We start from the raw sequence: 18,919 nt of genomic DNA, 5'->3' as shown, positions 1-18,919 counted from the left end.
AACCTCTTAGCGCTTGGCTTGCCAGATGAAGTAGGCCCAGATCGAAAAGGAGAGGCACATGTCATCGGAACCCGTAATACCAGAACCCACCACTGAAGAATCGGCAAGACCTGATTCGTCCCCTGATGCGACGGCAAAGGCAACCGACTCGACAGACAAAGCCAAGGCCACTGTGTATCGAATGGTCATGAAAAAGCATCTGTGTCCCTTCGGTCTGAAGTCGGTCGATATGCTCGAACGTGCTGGTTATAACGTTGAAGACAAATGGCTGACCACCCGCGAAGAGACTGATGCATTCAAGGAGCGGCATGATGTGGACACCACGCCGCAGACCTTCATCGGCAAAAACCGTGTCGGTGGGTACGACGAGCTTCGCCGCCATTTTGGCAAAAAAGTGAAAGCGCCAGACGAGACCAGCTACCAGCCAGTCCTGGCCGTATTCGGCGTGTCTGCCTTGTTGGCTCTGGCAGTAGGATGGATGCTGGGCGGGATGTTCAGCATTCGCTCAGCGGAGCTGTTCATTGCATTCAGCATGTCTATTCTGGCGCTGTTGAAACTGCAGGACATCGAAAGCTTTTCAACCATGTTCCTCAATTATGATCTTCTCGCCCAGCGCAAGGTGCCCTACTCCTACGTGTATCCATTTGCCGAGCTGTTCGCGGGGGTCTTGATGGTAGCCGGTGCCATGCTATGGCTAGCGATACCAGTCGCTCTGTTTATCGGGACCATCGGCGCGGCGTCCGTGCTCAAAGCGGTGTATATAGATCGTCGTGAACTCAAGTGCGCCTGCGTAGGCGGCGGCAGCAATGTGCCGCTCGGCTTCGTATCACTCACCGAGAACCTGATGATGATGGGTATGGGTGTGTGGATGCTCAGATACTATTTTGGCTGATTCGCCGCACAGCCACATCTTTCGGCCCGGCCGCCGGGCCGGGCCCTGAAACATTTTCACACGAACAATTACCTATTTATTAACGCCTGCACATCCGCGTGCTCTCTTCGCGGGTATAGCCTGCATGATCAAGACAGCGACGGAGTACGAAACGGAGCATGGAAGACAGCAACTTCGATTACGAAGGCACACTGGAAGCCTGCGCGCGCGGGGACCAGGCCGCCTTCAAGCGGTTGTATCAACAGGAAGCAGGGCAACTGCTCGGACTGGCGATTACACTTCTGGGGCGTCGCGACCAGGCGGAGGATTGTGTGCATGATGCACTGGTCAAGGTCTGGAGCAATGCCCATCGTTTCGATCGTACACTGGGCCAAGGGCGTGCCTGGATCTACAGCATCTTGCGCTATCGCGCACTCAATCAACTGCGGGGACGCGGCCGACTGGTCCAGACTGATGATAGCTTTATCGAACAGATGGCCGATGACAGCCCTCAGGCGGAACAGCACGCAAGCGATCAATCCGATGGTCGTCAGTTGCGTCATTGTCTTGGCCAATTGGAGCGTCCCAGGCGTCACCCGATTCTTCTGGCCTTCTACCGCGGCCTTACCCACGAACAGATAGCCAGCCGGCTGACTACGCCGCTGGGCACCATCAAGGGACGTATTCGCGCGGGGCTTCGCGCATTGCAGGAGTGTTTGCAAGCATGATTCCACACGACCTTGAGCCGCGTCGGGCTCTGATCGGCGAGTACGTGCTGGGCCTGCTTGATGAGCCGCAAGCCAGTGAAGTGCGCGATCTTATCGAGAGCGACCGTGAGGCAGCTCGCATGACGCTGGAGTGGGAGCGACATCTTCTGGACCTGACGGATCAGCTATCCCCGCAAGCGCCTTCGCCAGTTCTGTGGGAACGTATTCAGCAGACTCTGGGCTGGTCGGCAAATGCAGTCGCCGTTACCCCAAAGGGTTTCGTTCGCTGGTGGCAAAGCCTGGGACTCTGGCGCCTGACCAGCGGCGCGCTGGCCCTGCTGGTGCTACTGAGCTGGCTGCCCGGCGTGATGAAGCCAGAGGCCCCAGGACCCAGTTACACCGCGGTATTGCAGCAGCCGGGCGAAAGCGCTCAACCCGGCTGGGTGGTTACCATCGATGGGGATGGCGCGTTGCGCCTCAAATCACTTGTCGATGATCAGATACCCGAGGACCGCAGCGTGCAGTTCTGGACGCTGATTGATCCACAGGACGGCCCTCGCTCCTTGGGCCTGATCGAGCCGGGACAGGAAACCATGTTGAGCGCGGAACAGATCGGCGCGGTACAAGCAGGACAGTTGTTCGAGCTCACCCTCGAACCCACTGGTGGCTCGCCGCTGGATCGACCCACCGGCCCGGTGTTGTATATCGGTCGAGCGGTACTGATCGCCAGCAATTGAGCTACCGGAAAATTTATTTTCGATTGACGACATCCAGAACGGTTCCTCGCGGGTATTACCTGGCAGGTGGCTTGTAAAGCACCTTGCCGGGTGGGCTGAGCCCATCGTTCACGAATGCGAGGAACCACAGATGAATACTTTCAACAAACTGATCCTGACAACGTCACTGACATTGGCCGCAGGCACCGCCAGCGCAGCGCAGCTGCTCGCCCTGGATGCGGACGGCATGTTGCACAAGGTAGATACCGATGCGCTCGAGGTTACCGCCAGCATGGCCGTAGACGGCGCGAGCGATCTGCGCGGCATTGATGTGCGTCCAGCCAACGGCACTCTCTATGCCCTGGGCGGGGCTGACCAGCTCTACACGCTGGACATGGCGACGGGTAAAGCCACCTCTGGGGCAAAGTTGCAGAAAGCGCTTCCCGGCAGCGATCACGCCGTGGTGGATTTCAATCCGGTTGCCGACCGCTTGCGCTTGCTCGCCGCTGACGGCACCAATTTCCGCGTCAACGTCGAAACCGGTGAAGTGGCTACTGACGGTACCGTGGCCTATGCCAGTGATTTTGCGCATGGAGATATGACGGAACAGGTCGTGGCCGGCGCCTATACCAATTCATACGCAGGCACCGAGAAAACGGAGCTGTATACCGTCGATCTCACCAGCGGCATGCTGATGTTGCAGAATCCGCCAAACGACGGCGTGCAGCAGCCCGTTGGTGAACTGGCCAAAGGCCTGGATGGCGCCGCAATGGATATCCTCAGTGACGGCAAAGGCGGCAACACCGCCTATGTGCTCACCGGCAAGACATTGCATACGGTCGACCTGAAAACTGGAGCGCCAACGCCACTGGGTGATGTGAACGGGCTGCCCGAAGGTATTGTTGATATTGCTGTGTTGCCGACTATGTAGGTTGTAGCTTTTACAGGCATCAGCCCTGAGCGCTTGCTCAGGGTTTCCTCAAACCGTAACCAAAAAATCACTGTCAGGTCACACTACCCGCCCAAGCTGAACGCCTCGTAGTATCACGTAGTAAGAGGATAGTTCATGCGACCTTTGATTTTCCGGAGTGCCTTGCTGGTCTCCGCCCTGACCCTCGCAGCCTGCAATGGCTCTGATTCCGACGACAACACTCCGGACAATTCCACCAGCCCCTTCACCCTCCAGCTGCTGCATTTTGCTGACGTGGACGGCGGTGGCACGGCAGCCATGTTCAATGTCGATAACTTTTCAGCGCTGGTTGACCATTTTAGGGGAGAAATGCCGGACAACACCCTGCTGGTAAGCTCTGGCGATAATTACATCCCCGGCCCGATCTTCCAGGCCAGCGGTGATCCGCGCATGGACGCTGTCGTAGGCGTAGCAGATGAGGGGCGCGGCGAAACACAGATCCAGAACCAGCTTGGTGTACAAGTATCCGCTGTCGGAAACCACGACCTGGATACCGGACCTGCAGGTTTTGCCGGCATCATCGCACCGGACGGCGCTTACAGCGGTGCCGAATTTCCGTACATATCGTCCAATATTGATTTTGCTGCCGATCCCGCCACCGCAGGCCTCTTGGTCGCGGGAGGCCAGGAAGCAAGCAGCATTGGCGGCAAGGTTGCACCCTCGGCGGTAATTACCGTGAACGGGGAGCGTATCGGCCTGGTGGGAGCCGTTACCCCTACCCTTCCATCCATTACCTCAACGGGTAACCTGACCATTGCGCCTGCAGGCTTTCAGAGCAATAACGAAGGCAGTCTCGATGATCTGGCCGCGGTGATTCAGGCTGAGGTAGATGCGCTGCGAAATGATGAAATCAACAAGATCATTCTGCTTTCGCACATGCAGGTCCTTGATGTAGAACGTGCACTGGCAACTCGCCTGGAAGGCGTTGATATCATTGTAGGTGGCGGCTCCAACACCATTCTGGCCAACAACAATGATGTCCTGCGTGACGGCGATAGTGCCGGCGATGATTATCCACTGATGTTTACCAGCCCGGCCAACGAGCCGGTGCTGCTGGTCAATACCGATGCGGATTACAAGTATCTGGGCCGTTTGCTGGTCGACTTCGACGATCAGGGCGTGATCATTACCGACAGCATCGACAACAGTGAAAGCGGTGCCTGGGCGAGCATCGACAGCATCGTGACCCAGCAAAACGCCACGCCCATCGCAGATGTGACTGACGTTGCGGATGTCATTCGGGTCATTCTCGGCGAACTGGATGGGACCGCCTTTGGTGTAACCGAGGTCTTCCTGGATGGTCGCCGCGAGTTTGTACGTAGCCGCGAGACTAACCTGGGTAATCTGTCAGCCGATGCCAACCTCTGGTACGCGTCGGAAATGACCCTCACCGCACCACCCCTGGTATCAGTGAAGAACGGCGGCGGTATTCGCGCACCAATTGGACGTATTGTCAGCCCTGCCGGCTCTACCTCCGCTGATGATCTGCAGCTACTGCCACCGGCAGGCAATGACTTCGGCAAGCCCGAGGGCGGCATTTCACAGCTGGATATCCAGACCGCCTTTGCCTTCAACAATGGCCTGGCCCTGGTAACCATGACTGCTGCCGAGCTGCACGATCTGACCGAGGAGATGATCAAGGGCAACTTTACCCATACGTCTGGTCTGCGTCTGAGCTTTGATCCAACGGCACCCGCGCGCTCCAACGGCGACACCAACCTGGGACTGGCTACTGATGGGCAGCGGGTAATCGACCTCGACGTGCTGGTTGACCCGACCGCCACCACCGAAGCTGCTCGCTGGGACCGCATCGTTGAAGATGGCGTCGTAGTCGGCAATCCTAATCGCAGCTTCCGTGTAGTGGCTCTGGACTTTCTGGCCAACTGCGCAGCGCCGGCCGGCTCACCCTTTGCTACCGCCAACTGCGGCAGCTCCTGGCCATTCAAGGGTTTGCTCAACGCCGAGCATAAATCCCTGCTGGAGGCCGACGTAGCGAATAACGATCCAGGCCAGGTGAGCTTTTCCAGCACCGGCGGTGAACAGGATGCACTTGCCGAGTATCTGCTGGAGTTTCACGGCGATAGTACCAAGGCTTACGATGTACCCTTCAATGTCAACGAACGCCTGATACCTGTAGCACCCTGACAAATAACAAGCGTAACGCGCTAGACATTACCCCGGCTTGCCGGGGTTTTTTATTCGTGTGGGGAAAGATACCCTGGCTCAGGCCGTTTTACAGCAAGCCAGTTTGCCAACGAAATCTTTTGCCGGCAGCGGATGACCCAGTAGGTAACCCTGGAGCACATCACAATTCATAGCGGCCAGATAGGATCGCTGTTCTGCCGTTTCGATGCCTTCTGCAACGATACGCAGGCCGAGGGCCTGACCAAATTGCACCACCGCCGAGATAACCGCCCGGTCACGCGGGCCATGCTGCACACCGTTGACAAAACCGCGCGCTGTTTTCAACTCTTTGACTGGCAGGTCCTTGAGGTGCAGCAAGCTCGAATGACCAGAACCGAAGGCATCCAGTGAGACATCAACCCCCAGGTCGGCCAGAGCATGCAGAACTTGCATGCTGGCGCCAAGCTCACCCATGACAACGGTTTCAGTGATTTCGATGATCAGGGTACCGGCCGGAAGAGCGTTAGTTTCCAGGGCAGATTTCACGCTATCGACAAACCCGACGTGTGAAAGCTGCATAGCGGACACGTTGACGGCGACACACCATTGCGTATGACCTTCTGAGCGCCAAATACCCATTTGCCGGCATGCTTGCTGCAATACCCATTTGTCGATCTCGACAATCAGGCCCGACTGCTCGGCCAGGCCGATAAATGCACTTGGAGCAAGTAGACCCTGAGTTGGATGGTGCCAACGCACCAAGGCCTCTGCGCCCACAACGTGCCCGCCACTAGCGGAAAACTTAGGTTGGTAGTAAAGCTCGAACTCCTCTTTCTGCAGCGCACGCCGCAAATCCTGCAGCAGATCAAGTTGATCGACTGCTTCGGCATTCATGGAAGAATCAAAAAAGCTGAATGCATTCTTGCCATGAAATTTGGCGTGATACATCGCCGCGTCAGCATTGGTCAGCAGCGTTTGTTGATCCGAACCGTCGCAGGGGTAAATCGCGACGCCGAGGCTGGTTGAGAGACGCAATTCGTGATCGCCGACATGGAAGGGATCCCTGATCAACCTGATGATCAATTCCGCTATGCTTGCTGCATCTTCCAGACCATCGACTTGTGCGAGCACCACGAACTCATCGCCTCCCACCCTTGCGACGGTATCAGAGGCGCGGAGCCTTTCGGTCAAGCGCCGGCCAACCTGATTGAGAAGCTCGTCGCCAACCGGATGGCCAAAGCTATCATTAATTGACTTGAAGCCGTCCAGATCAAGGAACATCAGGGTAAACATGCCACTCTGACGTTTGTTTTTACCGATACTTTGCTCAATCCGGTCTTCCAGCAACAGGCGATTCGGCAATTTGGTGAGCGTGTCATGCAACGCCAGTTGCGTCAGCTCCTTGTTGGATCTCACACCACCGCCGAGAAGCACCGTGTCTCTACCGACACGTCTATCTAGTAACGTGGTAACTACCGCGATGCCAAGCGTAAGCAAGGCCAGAACCAGCAATGCTGTGGTCAGGTCATAGCTACCAATCAAAAGGATTCCTCGTTTGATGTAAAGCCTGGATGAACATGCAGGTCACTTTAATGCGCCCGATCAGCAAGTCGCCGAGCCCCCAATCGCGTCTAGGCAATAAACTCCACGATGGCATTCTGGAAACTCGCCCTGATCAAGACAGTGGTGTGATCACCAGAGACAACTTTTAGTTCCGCTCCGTTTATCGCCTTTTGCAGCTTTCCCGGTTGTCTGGAAAATGGATCCCTGTTGCCGGCGATAATGAGCGTGGGTGCGGATATCATCTCCAGGGGTATACGCTTGGAATGGAAGGCAAGAGCCTGTGCTGCCATAGCCTTGCGATCTGCCCACACCACGTCGGCAAGCAATCGGAAGCCAGCCAGAGTGGGGTTGCGAATCGCCCAACGGCTGCCCAACATGGCTTCTGCCAAGGCTTTTTTTCCTTGGGTGCGATATCGACTGTTCAGGTGGAGAACATCACCTCCAACGCCACCGACTACCAGTCGACGGATGCGCGACTCTCCGGTCGCGGCCAGCAGGGCTACAGTTGCTCCCATAGAGTAACCAACCAGATCGACCTCATGCAGATCGAGCTCGTCAAGGAGACACGACAGATCCCTGACCATTCGTGACTCACCATAACCCGTCTGGTCCTGTGGCTTGCCAGAGCGTCCATGACCTCGGGCGTCAAAGGTGATCACGTAGCGGCCCGCCGCGGTCAGCCGGCGCACAATACCGGGAATGACCCAGTTGAACCGCGCGTTGGCTACGTAGCCATGATGCAGCACGACAGGTGGTTGATCAGATTGGCGACCCCATGTCTGGTAAAAAATCTCCACTCCATCAAATGACTTGAACCGACTCATAAAAACCCCCAGGGTTGACCGCGATAACGATTCGAGCTCCCCATTATGATCATGTTAAGCCTTTTTAGTTTTATGTATTTTTTATGATACACATAATCCTTTAGCTCCAAGAACCCCACAACCGGATACGCACGTGCCGCTATTACCCTTGGTGCACACCAGCCCCTGAGAACGCCCCCCTTCACGAACGATCTTCTGAACTATTGATGGCTAGCCCGTTCTATTTTTCTGATGAAGTTAATCAGCCTCAAGGTCTCCGGCTCCCCAGGGATAAACCGAGCAGACCCCAACCAGCGGACGCATTCATCGCATTCAAGGCTTTACCACAAGCCGTTTTTACCGTGACTCAAGCTAAAATGAGGACTACCCCATGAACGCTATCGAATTGCTCAAGGAAGACCATCAGAAAGTACTGAAAATGCTGGACGAAATTGCCGGCACTACCGAGCGCGCAGTCAAGACACGTACCGACTTGCTAGGCAAGATCGAGGCCGAGTTGAAAGTGCATACAGCCCTGGAAGAGGAAGACTTCTATCCGGCCTACAAGGCTGCCGGGGGCAAGGATGAGGCAAGGATGTATCACGAAGCGGTAGAAGAGCATCGTGCAGTGGAAAAGCTGGTTCTGCCTGACCTGCTCAAGACCAAGCCTGACTCACTCCAGTTTTCCGGCCGGGTCAAGGTCCTCAAGGAGCTGCTCGAGCATCACATCGAGGAGGAAGAAACCGAGATGTTTGTGGATGCAGAAAAATTGCTCTCCAAGGAACAACTGAACACGCTGGGCGAGAAGATGGCTGCCAAACAGAAGAAGCTCAAGGCACAAGGCTGAGTCCAAGTTACCAGCAGCCGGCAGAATCGCATTCTGCCGGCTCTATCTGAACGCATTTCCAACGTTGCTATTCCTTCGCCCCGTCCGCTTCACCGCCCAGTTTGTAAGCCAGGACGTAGTCACCAATAGTAGTTCCGACCGATCCGTGTCCACCTGCAACCAGAACCACCATTTGCTCACCCCGGCTGTTGAGATAGGTCATCGGAGTGGCCTGGCCGCCAGCAGGAATGCGCTGCTCCCATAGTTGTTCACCATCGGTAACCCGGTAGGCGCGGAAGTAGTCGTCCACGGTTGCGGCCAGGAAGGCTACGCCACCACCAGTGATGATCGGGCCACCAATCCCCGGTACGCCGAGTTTCAGCTTCAGTGGTAACGGAGTCATATCCTGCACCGTGCCATTCTTGTGCTGCCAATGGACTTTCCCGGTACGCAGATCGGCACCGGCCACGTATCCCCATGGCGGCTGCTGACAGGGAATGCCGAGCGGTGACAGGAAGGGCTGCATCTCGACAGCATAATCGGCGCCGGCATTGGAGTTGATACCCTGCTCTCCGCTGTTGCTCGCCTTGGCAGCGTCACTGTCGTCCCTGGGAATCAACCTGGCGGTGAATGCCAGGTACAGGGGCATCCCGAACATCACCTGACGCTCGGGATCGACGGCGATGCCGCCCCAGTTGAAGACGCCGAAGTTGCCCGGATACACCAGTGTGCCCTGCACTGAAGGGGGCGTGTACCGCCCCTCGTAGCGCAACGACTGAAAACGGATACGGCAGACCATCTGGTCAAGCAGGCTGGCGCCCCACATGTCCGCAGACCGCATGGGAGAAGGGGCAAAGCTCAAAGCGGAAACCGGCTGGGTTGGCGCCGCGTAGTCCCCTTCGATAGTTCCCTGTGGGGCGGGCTCCTCGCCGATCGGCAGTATAGGTTCGCCGGTAGCGCGATTGAGCACGTAAACATCACCCTGCTTGGTCGGAACCACGAGCCCTGGTTGCAGGCCCTGTTCGGTCTCGATATCCACCAGGCTCGGCTGTGCTGGTGTATCCATATCCCAGAGATCATGGTGAACAAACTGTTGCACCCATTCAGCCTGACCGGTTTCCAGGTTCAGCGCGACCACAGAGCTGGCGTACTTTTCTTCCGCAGGCGAGCGATATACGCCGATCTGATCTGGCGTGCGATTGCCCATCGGGAAGTACACCAGACCCAGGTCCTCGTCGGCGCTGGCAATCGCCCAGCTGTTGGGCGAGCTGGTAGCGTAGGTGTCGCCTTCGGCAATCGGAGCGGTATCCTCGGGATTACCCGAATCCCAGTTCCAGCGCAATTCGCCGGACCGGGCGTCGTAAGCGCGAATCACACCAGACGGCGCATTGATGGCGTAATTGTCATTGACCGAGCCGGCGACAATGACCAGACCGGCGATCACAATCGGTGGTGAAGTGGAGTAATAAAAACCAGACTGGGTGTAAGGCATGTTATGCATCAGATCCAGCTCGCCATCATCTGCGAAATTACTGCAGCGCGCCCCGGTAGCTGGATCTAGCGCCAGCAAGCGCGCATCTGAGGTGGGCAGGAACAGCTGAGCGTCGCATGTCTTGCTGGCCAGCTCGTGCGCAGGTCCGGCTGGCTCGCGCGATACCGTCCGCAGCGAGGAGGATCCAACAGGCGCATCCGAGGTACCGGCACCAGGTGCGAGGTAGGAGACCCCGCGGCAGGTCTGATGCTGCCGCTGACTATCGAGCGGCACCTGCGCGTTGTAAACCCATAACTCTTCGCCAGTGTCGGCATGCAGCGCCACCAGCCAGTTATGGGGCGTGCACAGATACAGGCTGTCAGCGATTTTCAGGGGCGTAGCTTCGTAGGTGGTTTCACCGATGTCCTGGGGCCCTTTCAGATCGCCGGTCTGGTACTGCCAGGCCAGCTCCAGCTCGCCAACGTTATCCGGTGTTATCTGGTCTATAGGCGAATAACGCTGACCATGATTGCTACGACCATAGCTGGTCCAGTTATTGGCTGGGGTGTCTCCCAGGTCGGGGTCGCTGACGATCGATTCGGTGTTGAGCTGACCTTCAATCCGGTGAGCGTCATAGGCCAGACTTGATAGGAGTATGACGCCGGTAACCGCCCAAACCGCAAATAGCGCCAGCGCTGGCTTGCGCCTCAAGGTATTACCGGGCAGCAACAGGGGGATTGCCAACAGCAACAGCAGACCCAGGCGGGTTGCCAGCGGCCACCAATCGTAGCCGGACTCCCATAGCGCCCAAAGTGCGGTAGACAGCAGCAACAAGGCGTAGAGCAGTTGTGCGGCCGCGCGACGGGTTCTGATCAAAACGCCGGTCGCGATCAGTGCCGCACCTGCCAGAAGGTAGTACAGGCTGCCGCCCAATACAGCGAGCCAGATACCGCCACCGAGCAGAAACAGCCCAATTAAGAGAAAAATGACTGATAAAGCCAGCATGGTAAGCACCTTGTAGCGGGTGAAGTATCGGGGTTGTCTCAGTCAGGTTAGTCGATGCAGCAGCTTTTGTTTCCCATTATCAAGCGCGGGCCGGGAGTTTGTTGCTTGGTCTACGACTGCTTCTTGGTTAACATGTTTGTGCTTCCAACGTATAAGTGGCTCGTAGATGGATCTACATTACAAGCAACTCTTTTTCCTACTGCTGTTCTTGTTCCACGCGCCCAGCGTGCTTGCAGAGCCGCGTGCCCTCATCCACCAGCCCGAAGTCAGCCTTACCGAGTTCCGGATGGGCTACCACGTGGATGACTCCCAGTCTCTGACATATGCCGATGTGCGCGATCTGCCGTTCATCGAAACAGGCAACAAGACCACACTAGGGACCAGTGCCCGCGTCACATGGTTCAAGGTCATTCTGGAGAACACCTCGAGCGTCCGACAGGAGCTGTATGTTCATCTGCCCCATGCCTATCACCTCAAATCCGTCGGCTTCTTTGAAGAACGCGATAACGAGCTGGCAAGCAGTCAGAATCTCGACATGGATCAGGCTGCAGATGACAGCCTGATGTACCGTGGCACTGCGGTGTACCCCTTAACCCTTTCAGCAGGTGAAGAAGCTACGCTTTATCTGCGAAGTCACTCCTTCTCCCACCAATGGTTTGCGGTGGACGTGTTTGACCATGAGGCATCCAGGCGAGCCCTGATCGGCATCAACACCGACATCGCACTGTTGGTCGGCATGATGCTTGCCTTGGTGTTCTACAACGGCCTCCTGTATTTCGCTTCAAGCAAGAAAGAGAACATTTTTTATTCCTTTTACCTGATTTCAGGGCTGGTCTGGATTGCGCTGTCCTATGGCCTGATTGCGAGCGCCTTCAACCTGTACGGCACTGCCGTTTTCAAGCTGAACATCTCGCTGATTACCATGCCAATTTTTCTCATGCTGTTCATGATGGCGATATTTGAAACCCGCAAGTTCTACCCCACTGAACATCGAGTTCTACAGGGTCTGCTGGCTGTGTTGATCGGTGTGCTGGCCTGGGGCTTGTTTGATATCTCCGCGGCATTGAAGCCAGCCAGTACTCTGGCTGCGATAATGATGGTGGTCACCTTTTCGGTCAGCATTTCGCTGTACCGCAAGGGTAATCCGCTGGTGAAGTACTTCCTCGTCGGGCACACCTTCTTCGTGGTGTTCAACGGTTTTGCAGTGCTTTTTTACAAGGGGCTTGTCGAACCGAGTTATCTGAACAGCCATGGCGTTGGCATCGGCATCATGCTTGAAGCCCTCACCCTGGCGTTCATCATCTCCTACCGGATCAAGATTCTTGAAGACATTAGAGCATCCCAGGATGAGCTAAAGAAACAAGCCGCAACCGATCCATTGACTCGCTTGTACAACCGCCGGTTTTTCTTCTCCGAGGCAGACTACCTGTTGGAGCTGGCCAGGAACAGCCATACGCCCCTCACGGTCGTGGTCATTGATATAGACCATTTCAAGCAAGTGAATGACACCCATGGTCACGGCGTTGGGGATCAGGTCATTGTCAGCATCGCCCAGGCGCTGAAAAAATTCAGTCGCTCCAAGGATCTGATTGCCCGTTTTGGCGGCGAGGAATTCGTCATGCTTTTACCGGAAACAGCTCTGGAGGAAGCAACTGGGTGTGCAGAACGCATCCGCGCGGCAATCGAGAACCTTCGCACGACGGTTGAAGATAGCGACATCAAGTGCACTATCAGTCTGGGTATTGCGGCGGTTGACGTTAGCAACGAGAGCATCGAATCTGCCCTCAACCGAGCGGACAAGGCGCTTTACGAAGCGAAAAATACCGGACGAAATCGCATTTGTACCCACCAGTCTTACGCTGGCAACCGCACCGCACCGATCGTGTCAACGTAACATCAGGCACAAGTGACAGCATCAGAAAGTATCTCGCAATCGCCCAAAAAGGTGGAATGACTCTTTTTGTGGGCGAGTTCTTATTTTGAGTACAGAAGGGTTCCAAGCGTGACCGGCGCGTATTAAAACATTGCCGGTCGGCAGTGCTGCCCTGCAAGCAAGCCGCTGCTCCCTAGCTCTTAATAAGAACTCACCCTCTGGAGTCACAATGAAGACAAAAACCTTCTCCCAGTCCGCCCTGTCGCTACTGGCGGCCGGCGCCTTGATGTTTTCCGCCAGCGCGTTTGCGATGAATCCGACCCCACCTCCACCAACCGACCCAGGCCCAACGCCTGGCGAGCCAAGCCCTTTCCAGCGCGGCCCGAACCCCAGCGTCTCCTTCCTTGAGGCCTCTACGGGTCCCTACTCGGTTCGCACCAGTAACGTATCAAGCTGGTCCACCGGGTTTGGTGGTGGAACCATCCACTACCCCACAGGCACCACGGGCACCATGGCGGCGATCGTTGTGATCCCAGGTTTTGTTTCAGCTGAATCGTCCATCGAGTGGTGGGGCCCGAAACTCGCCTCCCACGGTTTTGTTGTCATGACCATCGATACCAACAGCGGTTTTGATCAGCCGCCAAGTCGTGCACGTCAGATCAACAGTGCACTGGACTATCTGATCGACCGTAATACTTCGCGCTTCAGCCCGGTAAACGGCATGATCGATGAAACCCGCCTGGGCGTTGTCGGTTGGTCCATGGGGGGTGGCGGCAGCCTGCGTGTGGCTGAAGAAGGGCGTCTGGGTGCGGTTATTCCGCTGGCGCCATGGGATACCACTAACTTCCGTGATGTGCACACCCCTGCGCTGATCTTCGCTTGCCAATCGGACATCATTGCGCCTGTCTGGCAGCACGCCTCGCCGTTCTACAACGAGATTCCCGACAGCACGCCGAAGGCCTTTGTCGAGATCGATGGCGGTAGCCATTACTGTGCCAACGGCGGTGGCGTGAATAACGATGTGCTGAGCCGCTTTGGTGTTTCCTGGATGAAGCTGCACCTGGATCAGGACGAGCGCTACAGACAGTTCCTGTGTGGCCCGGATCACGAGTCGGATCGCGACATCTCCGAGTATCGTGGCAACTGCTCCTATTAAGTAGCAGGCAACAGCCTCTAAATGCCGGGCCCGATAACGGGCCCGGCATTTTGTTGTCTGACGTCCGGGCGGCAGACATAACCACCGCCAAGGTTCTCTGATCAGCATCTGTGACTGTAGCGGACAACAAGACACCAACACGCTAGCCTGCTGACTTCACTAACGAATAGCAGGTTGCGACATGACTAAGGCAGCGGGCAGACAATCAATCTTTATCACAGGTGCAGCATCGGGCATGGGCCGCGAGACTGCACGGCTTTTCAACCAGCAGGGCTGGTTTGTTGGCGCTTTCGATGTCGACAAGAATGGTCTTGATGCCTTGCAAGCCGAGCTAGGCGCTGCCAACTGCCTGGTACATGCGCTTGATGTGAGTGACAAGGGCCAGTTTGAATCAGCGGTAACCGCGTTTTCGGATGCAACAGACGGACGCATGGATATCCTGTTCAATAACGCCGGTATCGCAATGCGTGGCTTCTTCGACGAGATGCCCCTGGAAGACCAGCTGCGCATGATTCAGGTCAATCTGGTCGGAGTACTCAATGGCATCTACACCGCATTGCCGTTGCTGAAAGCGACACCCAACGCACTCTGCTTCACCACCTCCTCCTCTTCCGCCACCATGGGCATGCCGCTGATCGCGGTGTACGCAGCGACAAAGCACGCCGTCAAGGGGCTTACCGAGGCCCTATCCAACGAATTCCGGCGCTTCGACGTACGCTGTGCCGACGTGCTGCCGGGGTTGATTCGCACCGGCATGCCATCGGATGAACTGCTGCGGGACGCGCCAACCACCGGGCCCTTTCGCGTGGTCGAAGCCGTCGAAGTCGCTCGCGCGGTAATGGACGCCTACAGTTCGGAGACCCTGCACTGGTTTGTGCCGAGCGAACTGGCAGATCTGGACAAGGCTGCCGGCAACACCCCCGAGATTTTGCGCGACAAGCTAGGCAAGCACATGAAGGCCTGACCTGACGATCAGGGTGCGTCGGGAAGCTCCTCCGGCATGCTTTGGTAGCGCATATCCCCATCAAGGGACAACAGGAATGCCTTTAGATCAGCCAGCTCGCCCTGGTCAAGCTCCAGTGGCTTGATCAGTGGTGAGAGTTGCGCCAAGGGCACATCATCGCTTTTGTCCACCGTTGGTGCGTTCTGCCACCAACCCATGTTGTAAAGCGGCAGCAGCATATCCAGATTTGCGACGAAGCCGTTGTGCATATAAGGCACCGTAGCGCTGTGCCCACGCAAGGGTGGCGTGCGAAAAGCCCCAACATGCTCCGGCTTGCCTGTCTCGCGGTAACGACCCTCGAAATTGCCCATCTCGTGGAATGAGGTGCCCAAATGATGGAACTGGCCGTCGCTGAGCAGCGGCCCATTGTGGCAGTTCATGCACCGGGCCTTGGTTCTGAACAGGTGTAGTCCACGAATTTCCTGATCATTCAGCGCTTGCTTGTCACCGCGCATAAACCGGTCGAAGGGGGTGTCGGGCATGGTCATGGACCGCACGAAGGTGGCGATAGCCTGGGTTATGCGCTCGGGGTTTACCTCCGGCGTACCAAAGGCTGCCTCGAAAAGGGGCTGATAACCTGGCACCTCCCCCAGTTTGCGCGACGCCTTTTGCGGATCCCCTGCCATTTCTATCGGGTTGGTCCAACTGGCTAGCGCCTGTTGTTCCAGGGTCTGCGCCCGGCCGTCCCAGAACAGGTGCTCAAGGAATCCAGCATTGAGAATACCGGGAGAGTTCATCTCACCCTGTATGCGGTTGTGACCGATAGCCACTCGCCGTCCATCGGCCCAGCCGAGGTCTGGATCATGACAGTTCGCACAGGCAATCTGCCCCGACGCTGACAGGCGTCGCTCGAAAAACAGCTGCTTGCCCAGAGACTGCCGGGCCGCCGAAAACGGATTGCCCTGCGGATGGACCACCTTTTGTGGCTGCGCAGCCAGGGGCTGCGCCTGAACACCCGGATCGATCAGTGCGGGAGGCCAGTGCGCCTGTTCCTGACGATAGGCATCGACCAGCTTTGGGTCGCCATAGGCCAGCGTTGTCAGCGCCGACAGCAGACAGACTAGAGAAAGAAACCTGATCAGAATCGATACCCCACTTCCAGCCAGTACTGACGGCCAACGCCAAACAGTTGCACGCCGGACTCGGCCCGCACCACGTTGTCGTTGTCGGTCACATTCACCAGGTCAACGCGAACGTAGGGCGACGCCTCACGCATCAACTGATACTCCACACTCATATCCCAGCGCAGCGCACTGCCCTGCTCTTCAACTTCGTATCGATAGAGCCCGGTAGCAGGTTCACGGCTAAGGCGGCGCAGGGACTGATAGCCATCGGTAAACGCCAAGCTATTGCGTACAAACAGGCGGTCATCGAGGGCATGGCTGATCAGATCGAGATTGATACTGATCGGGGTGGCAAAATCATCTGCCGGGAGGTCTCGGCGCTTGATACGCGATCCCTCGAAAATAACCTCTTCATTTCCATCATCGGTGGACAGGTACCCGCCTGAACCATCGCCATAGGTGGAGTCGGTTTCCTTGTCCATCCAGGACGCGGTGCTGTGAACTGCCCAGTTGATGCCCATCCAGTGCATCGGCCTGGAGCGCCAGAACAGATCCACCTGATGGGTCAGACTGGAGCCGGAATTCTCGAACCACTCGATATCGCGATCGTTGTCACGCTCTGTTCTGATCTGGTCTTCACCACGGCGTTGTACCAGTTGGATCCCCGCCTGACCTGTCAGCAAGGGACCGGAAAGACCCAGGCTGTACTCGTCGTCATAGGGGGTATTCAGGTCCAGGTATTGCCATCTACGTGCTGAATCAACCAGTTCAAAGGGATCATCCGGCGAGGTGCGTTCGCGGACGATCAGCAGGCTGCGCTCTTTCTCCCGTAACCGATAGGATAGAAAGGATTTGCCGTAATAGCGGTTGGCACCAGCAGCCAGGCGGTACTGATGGTCTGCACCCAGATTAATCCCTGCGAGCAGCCGCGGCGCAAAGTTGGTGTTGCCCAGCCAGCCGTCCCGTTCAAGACGTGTGCCGGTGCGCCAGAACAATCTGTCATGCTCGCCTGCCAGCTCGGTAAATAGAGCAGAATTGATGTTGGAAAAATCCAGCTTGCCGGCCTGATAAATGATTTCCGAGGTTTGATATTGGTCTTCAGGAGCCCAGGAGCCGGGGCTGGTCTGTGGGGGCAGCGGCTGGGTAAAGTCCAGCTTGTATTCGTTCACGATAAAATCGATGCCGCGGTCCTGCTGGTAGTCGATCCAGGAGGCTTCGGCGCCGTAGGCAAGGTTCAGGCTGCGGGTCAGAGGGGTATTGAACTTCGCAGATGCACCAAGAGTCCGCTGTTCGTTGGCCAGGTCACCGAAACCGCCGACCATGCCGGAATCGTAAATACTGGTGTTCTTGTACTGGTTCAGCACGTTGTTGGCGTATTCGCGCTCGTCCGCTGTGATACCAGCATTGACGTTCAGGTCCATTCGCGTGGCGCCCAGATCGGTAGCGAAATTCACACTCAGATTAAGCCCGTTGTGCTGACTCTCGAAATCCGAGTCGCGATAATTGATCAGAAAGCTGTCTTCGCTGAAATCACTGTAGGCGAGCGAGGCATTCAGTTCATAGTCACGCTCCAGCAGATCCATACGTACCACTCCAAAGCGCGACCGGCTATCAAGGGAGGTTTCCTCGCCAGGTTTGAAAATGCGGCCCGTCTCGGCGAAATAATCCCAGTCCAAAGCTGCAACCTGTTTCTGCCTGATGGTCGAGCGCTTTTCACTGAAGCCGGCAAAAACGCCAATATCACCAAAGCGGGTTGCACCATTGACCGAGCCCTCGCTCTTGGAGAAGTTCGGCTGGAATTCGCCCGGTACCCCAGTGACAGCCTGTGCCGCGCCATCACTGAATTCACCCTCCTGGGATTTATCAACATGGAACGAGGTCCAGCTGTCACGGGTGCCTCGAACGTTGATATCAAAGCTGTCCCGGCCGTCGTAGGCGCGAGTTTCGGCCTTGACCACCCCGCCGCTAAAGCCGCCCTCACTGGCAGATGCGTTGACGTCGATCACCTCTATCCGGCCGAGGAAGTCGGTATCAACAAACAGCCCCTGGGAGTGGCCAGCCACGCTGGTGTAGTTGTCGGCGCTTTCCTTCAAAGCCGGGTCGAGCAGATTGTCGATCGACCCTCCGTCGAGCATGATCTTGTTCTGATAGGCCGCAGCACCTCGAATGGATAGCTCGGCAGGCTTAAGATCGCCCTGCTGCAAGCTTGAGCTGGCGGTATTGTCGACCCGTACCGAGGGCAGCAGACTAAGCGTTTCAGCCAGGTCCGAGCGCATCGCGTCGCGCATTTCGTCACTTTCAATGACCTTCACGTCGGCATCTGTCTGGTGTCCGACTACCAGCATCTGTGGCAGCGCCGCAGGCGCCAAGCGGTCGGCAGGCCCTGTCGAACGCTTGATCCAGTAGGCATTCTCCGACTGGGCCACCGCTTCCATACGGGTGCCATATAGCAATCGCTCAAGCGCTTGGGTAACAGAGTAATTGCCATCAAGCCCGGCGCTTTGCAGACCTTCGGTAAGAGCTGCGGGAAATGACAGCAGCAGATCCGCCTGCTGTCCGAAGTCTGTCAGCGCACGCTCCAGGTCACCAGCCGGAACTTTGAAGTACCGCTGCCCAACTTCGCTAGCTGGCTGTGAGGCCTCACCCTGCGTCTGGGCGCCCGCCTGCAGGGGCAGCGCCGCGCAAAGGCTGATCATGCCGATCAGCAGACCTTTGCGTGCATCTAATGGATGGCCGGTACGGGGACAAAAAACAGGCGCCATGCGCT

At 56.8% G+C, this 18,919-nt stretch carries 14 protein-coding genes; 9 read left to right on the top strand and 5 right to left on the bottom strand.

The genetic code is table 11. The features are described from left to right. Window positions 1–58: 58 nt before the first annotated feature. The 5 genes from IEV54_RS02975 (at window position 59) to IEV54_RS02955 (ending at window position 5,409) form a co-directional block, all read left to right on the top strand. The gene (locus IEV54_RS02975) at window positions 59–892 is read left to right on the top strand and encodes a MauE/DoxX family redox-associated membrane protein (protein ID WP_150277308.1); all 834 of its coding nucleotides are present in this window, start codon (window positions 59–61) and stop codon (window positions 890–892) included. Window positions 893–1,050: 158 nt separating this feature from the next. Then, on the top strand, window positions 1,051–1,599 hold the full coding sequence (locus IEV54_RS02970) for a sigma-70 family RNA polymerase sigma factor (RefSeq protein ID WP_150277309.1): 549 nt from the start codon (window positions 1,051–1,053) through the stop codon (window positions 1,597–1,599). After that, window positions 1,596–2,315 carry an anti-sigma factor gene (locus tag IEV54_RS02965; protein ID WP_150277310.1) on the top strand — a complete coding sequence of 240 codons (720 nt, stop codon included), beginning with the start codon at window positions 1,596–1,598 and terminating at the stop codon, window positions 2,313–2,315. The genes IEV54_RS02970 and IEV54_RS02965 overlap by 4 nt, the downstream gene beginning before the upstream one ends. A gap of 130 nt (window positions 2,316–2,445) precedes the next feature. Then, a complete protein-coding gene (locus IEV54_RS02960; protein WP_150277311.1) occupies window positions 2,446–3,225 on the top strand; it encodes a DUF4394 domain-containing protein in 780 nt (259 codons plus the stop codon). Window positions 3,226–3,360: 135 nt separating this feature from the next. Further along, the gene (locus IEV54_RS02955; protein ID WP_150277312.1) at window positions 3,361–5,409 is read left to right on the top strand and encodes a bifunctional metallophosphatase/5'-nucleotidase; all 2,049 of its coding nucleotides are present in this window, start codon (window positions 3,361–3,363) and stop codon (window positions 5,407–5,409) included. 78 nt (window positions 5,410–5,487) lie between these two features. On the opposite strand, the gene IEV54_RS02950 is transcribed toward IEV54_RS02955, so the two are convergent. Beyond that, a complete protein-coding gene (locus IEV54_RS02950; protein ID WP_150277313.1) occupies window positions 5,488–6,930 on the bottom strand; it encodes a putative bifunctional diguanylate cyclase/phosphodiesterase in 1,443 nt (480 codons plus the stop codon). A gap of 89 nt (window positions 6,931–7,019) precedes the next feature. Further along, window positions 7,020–7,775: an alpha/beta fold hydrolase gene (locus tag IEV54_RS02945; protein ID WP_150277314.1), complete on the bottom strand. Its 756-nt coding sequence runs from the start codon at window positions 7,773–7,775 to the stop codon at window positions 7,020–7,022. A 370-nt stretch (window positions 7,776–8,145) separates the two neighbouring features. Between IEV54_RS02945 and IEV54_RS02940 the strand changes: the two genes are divergently transcribed. Further along, window positions 8,146–8,601 (top strand): PA2171 family ribosome-binding persister protein, encoded by a 456-nt coding sequence (locus IEV54_RS02940; protein WP_150277315.1) that lies wholly within the window; start codon window positions 8,146–8,148, stop codon window positions 8,599–8,601. Between the two features lie 67 nt (window positions 8,602–8,668). Here IEV54_RS02940 and IEV54_RS02935 read toward each other — a convergent pair whose 3' ends face one another. Next, on the bottom strand, window positions 8,669–11,056 hold the full coding sequence (locus tag IEV54_RS02935; protein WP_150277316.1) for a membrane-bound PQQ-dependent dehydrogenase, glucose/quinate/shikimate family: 2,388 nt from the start codon (window positions 11,054–11,056) through the stop codon (window positions 8,669–8,671). Window positions 11,057–11,222: 166 nt separating this feature from the next. Between IEV54_RS02935 and IEV54_RS02930 the strand changes: the two genes are divergently transcribed. The 3 genes from IEV54_RS02930 to IEV54_RS02920 all read left to right on the top strand — a co-directional run bounded on the left by IEV54_RS02930 (window position 11,223) and on the right by IEV54_RS02920 (window position 15,049). Then, window positions 11,223–12,950, top strand: coding sequence for a sensor domain-containing diguanylate cyclase (locus tag IEV54_RS02930; protein WP_150277317.1), 1,728 nt, complete (start codon window positions 11,223–11,225; stop codon window positions 12,948–12,950). A gap of 208 nt (window positions 12,951–13,158) precedes the next feature. Beyond that, window positions 13,159–14,085: an alpha/beta hydrolase family protein gene (locus IEV54_RS02925; RefSeq protein ID WP_150277318.1), complete on the top strand. Its 927-nt coding sequence runs from the start codon at window positions 13,159–13,161 to the stop codon at window positions 14,083–14,085. Window positions 14,086–14,266: 181 nt separating this feature from the next. Next, a complete protein-coding gene (locus IEV54_RS02920; RefSeq protein ID WP_150277319.1) occupies window positions 14,267–15,049 on the top strand; it encodes an SDR family oxidoreductase in 783 nt (260 codons plus the stop codon). A gap of 8 nt (window positions 15,050–15,057) precedes the next feature. On the opposite strand, the gene IEV54_RS02915 is transcribed toward IEV54_RS02920, so the two are convergent. Further along, on the bottom strand, window positions 15,058–16,005 hold the full coding sequence (locus IEV54_RS02915; protein WP_188434303.1) for a cytochrome-c peroxidase: 948 nt from the start codon (window positions 16,003–16,005) through the stop codon (window positions 15,058–15,060). A gap of 161 nt (window positions 16,006–16,166) precedes the next feature. After that, window positions 16,167–18,914 (bottom strand): TonB-dependent receptor, encoded by a 2,748-nt coding sequence (locus IEV54_RS02910; RefSeq protein WP_150277321.1) that lies wholly within the window; start codon window positions 18,912–18,914, stop codon window positions 16,167–16,169. Window positions 18,915–18,919 lie beyond the last annotated feature (5 nt).

The sequence above is a fragment of the Halopseudomonas salina genome (assembly GCF_014637955.1).
Classification (GTDB): Bacteria; Pseudomonadota; Gammaproteobacteria; order Pseudomonadales; family Pseudomonadaceae; genus Halopseudomonas; species Halopseudomonas salina.
The sequence above is the reverse complement of the archived record's forward strand: the minus strand, read 5'-3'. Positions and strand labels throughout refer to the sequence as shown.

What these genes read in the sequence shown, in the direction of transcription:
- IEV54_RS02910 (WP_150277321.1), bottom strand. Translation starts at nt 18,914, where the DNA reads ATGGCGCCTGTTTTTTGTCCCCGTACCGGCCATCCATTAGATGCACGC.
- IEV54_RS02965 (WP_150277310.1), top strand. Translation starts at nt 1,596, where the DNA reads ATGATTCCACACGACCTTGAGCCGCGTCGGGCTCTGATCGGCGAGTAC.
- IEV54_RS02960 (WP_150277311.1), top strand. Translation starts at nt 2,446, where the DNA reads ATGAATACTTTCAACAAACTGATCCTGACAACGTCACTGACATTGGCC.
- IEV54_RS02955 (WP_150277312.1), top strand. Translation starts at nt 3,361, where the DNA reads ATGCGACCTTTGATTTTCCGGAGTGCCTTGCTGGTCTCCGCCCTGACC.
- IEV54_RS02935 (WP_150277316.1), bottom strand. Translation starts at nt 11,056, where the DNA reads ATGCTGGCTTTATCAGTCATTTTTCTCTTAATTGGGCTGTTTCTGCTC.
- IEV54_RS02970 (WP_150277309.1), top strand. Translation starts at nt 1,051, where the DNA reads ATGGAAGACAGCAACTTCGATTACGAAGGCACACTGGAAGCCTGCGCG.
- IEV54_RS02925 (WP_150277318.1), top strand. Translation starts at nt 13,159, where the DNA reads ATGAAGACAAAAACCTTCTCCCAGTCCGCCCTGTCGCTACTGGCGGCC.
- IEV54_RS02975 (WP_150277308.1), top strand. Translation starts at nt 59, where the DNA reads ATGTCATCGGAACCCGTAATACCAGAACCCACCACTGAAGAATCGGCA.
- IEV54_RS02945 (WP_150277314.1), bottom strand. Translation starts at nt 7,775, where the DNA reads ATGAGTCGGTTCAAGTCATTTGATGGAGTGGAGATTTTTTACCAGACA.
- IEV54_RS02920 (WP_150277319.1), top strand. Translation starts at nt 14,267, where the DNA reads ATGACTAAGGCAGCGGGCAGACAATCAATCTTTATCACAGGTGCAGCA.
- IEV54_RS02930 (WP_150277317.1), top strand. Translation starts at nt 11,223, where the DNA reads ATGGATCTACATTACAAGCAACTCTTTTTCCTACTGCTGTTCTTGTTC.
- IEV54_RS02940 (WP_150277315.1), top strand. Translation starts at nt 8,146, where the DNA reads ATGAACGCTATCGAATTGCTCAAGGAAGACCATCAGAAAGTACTGAAA.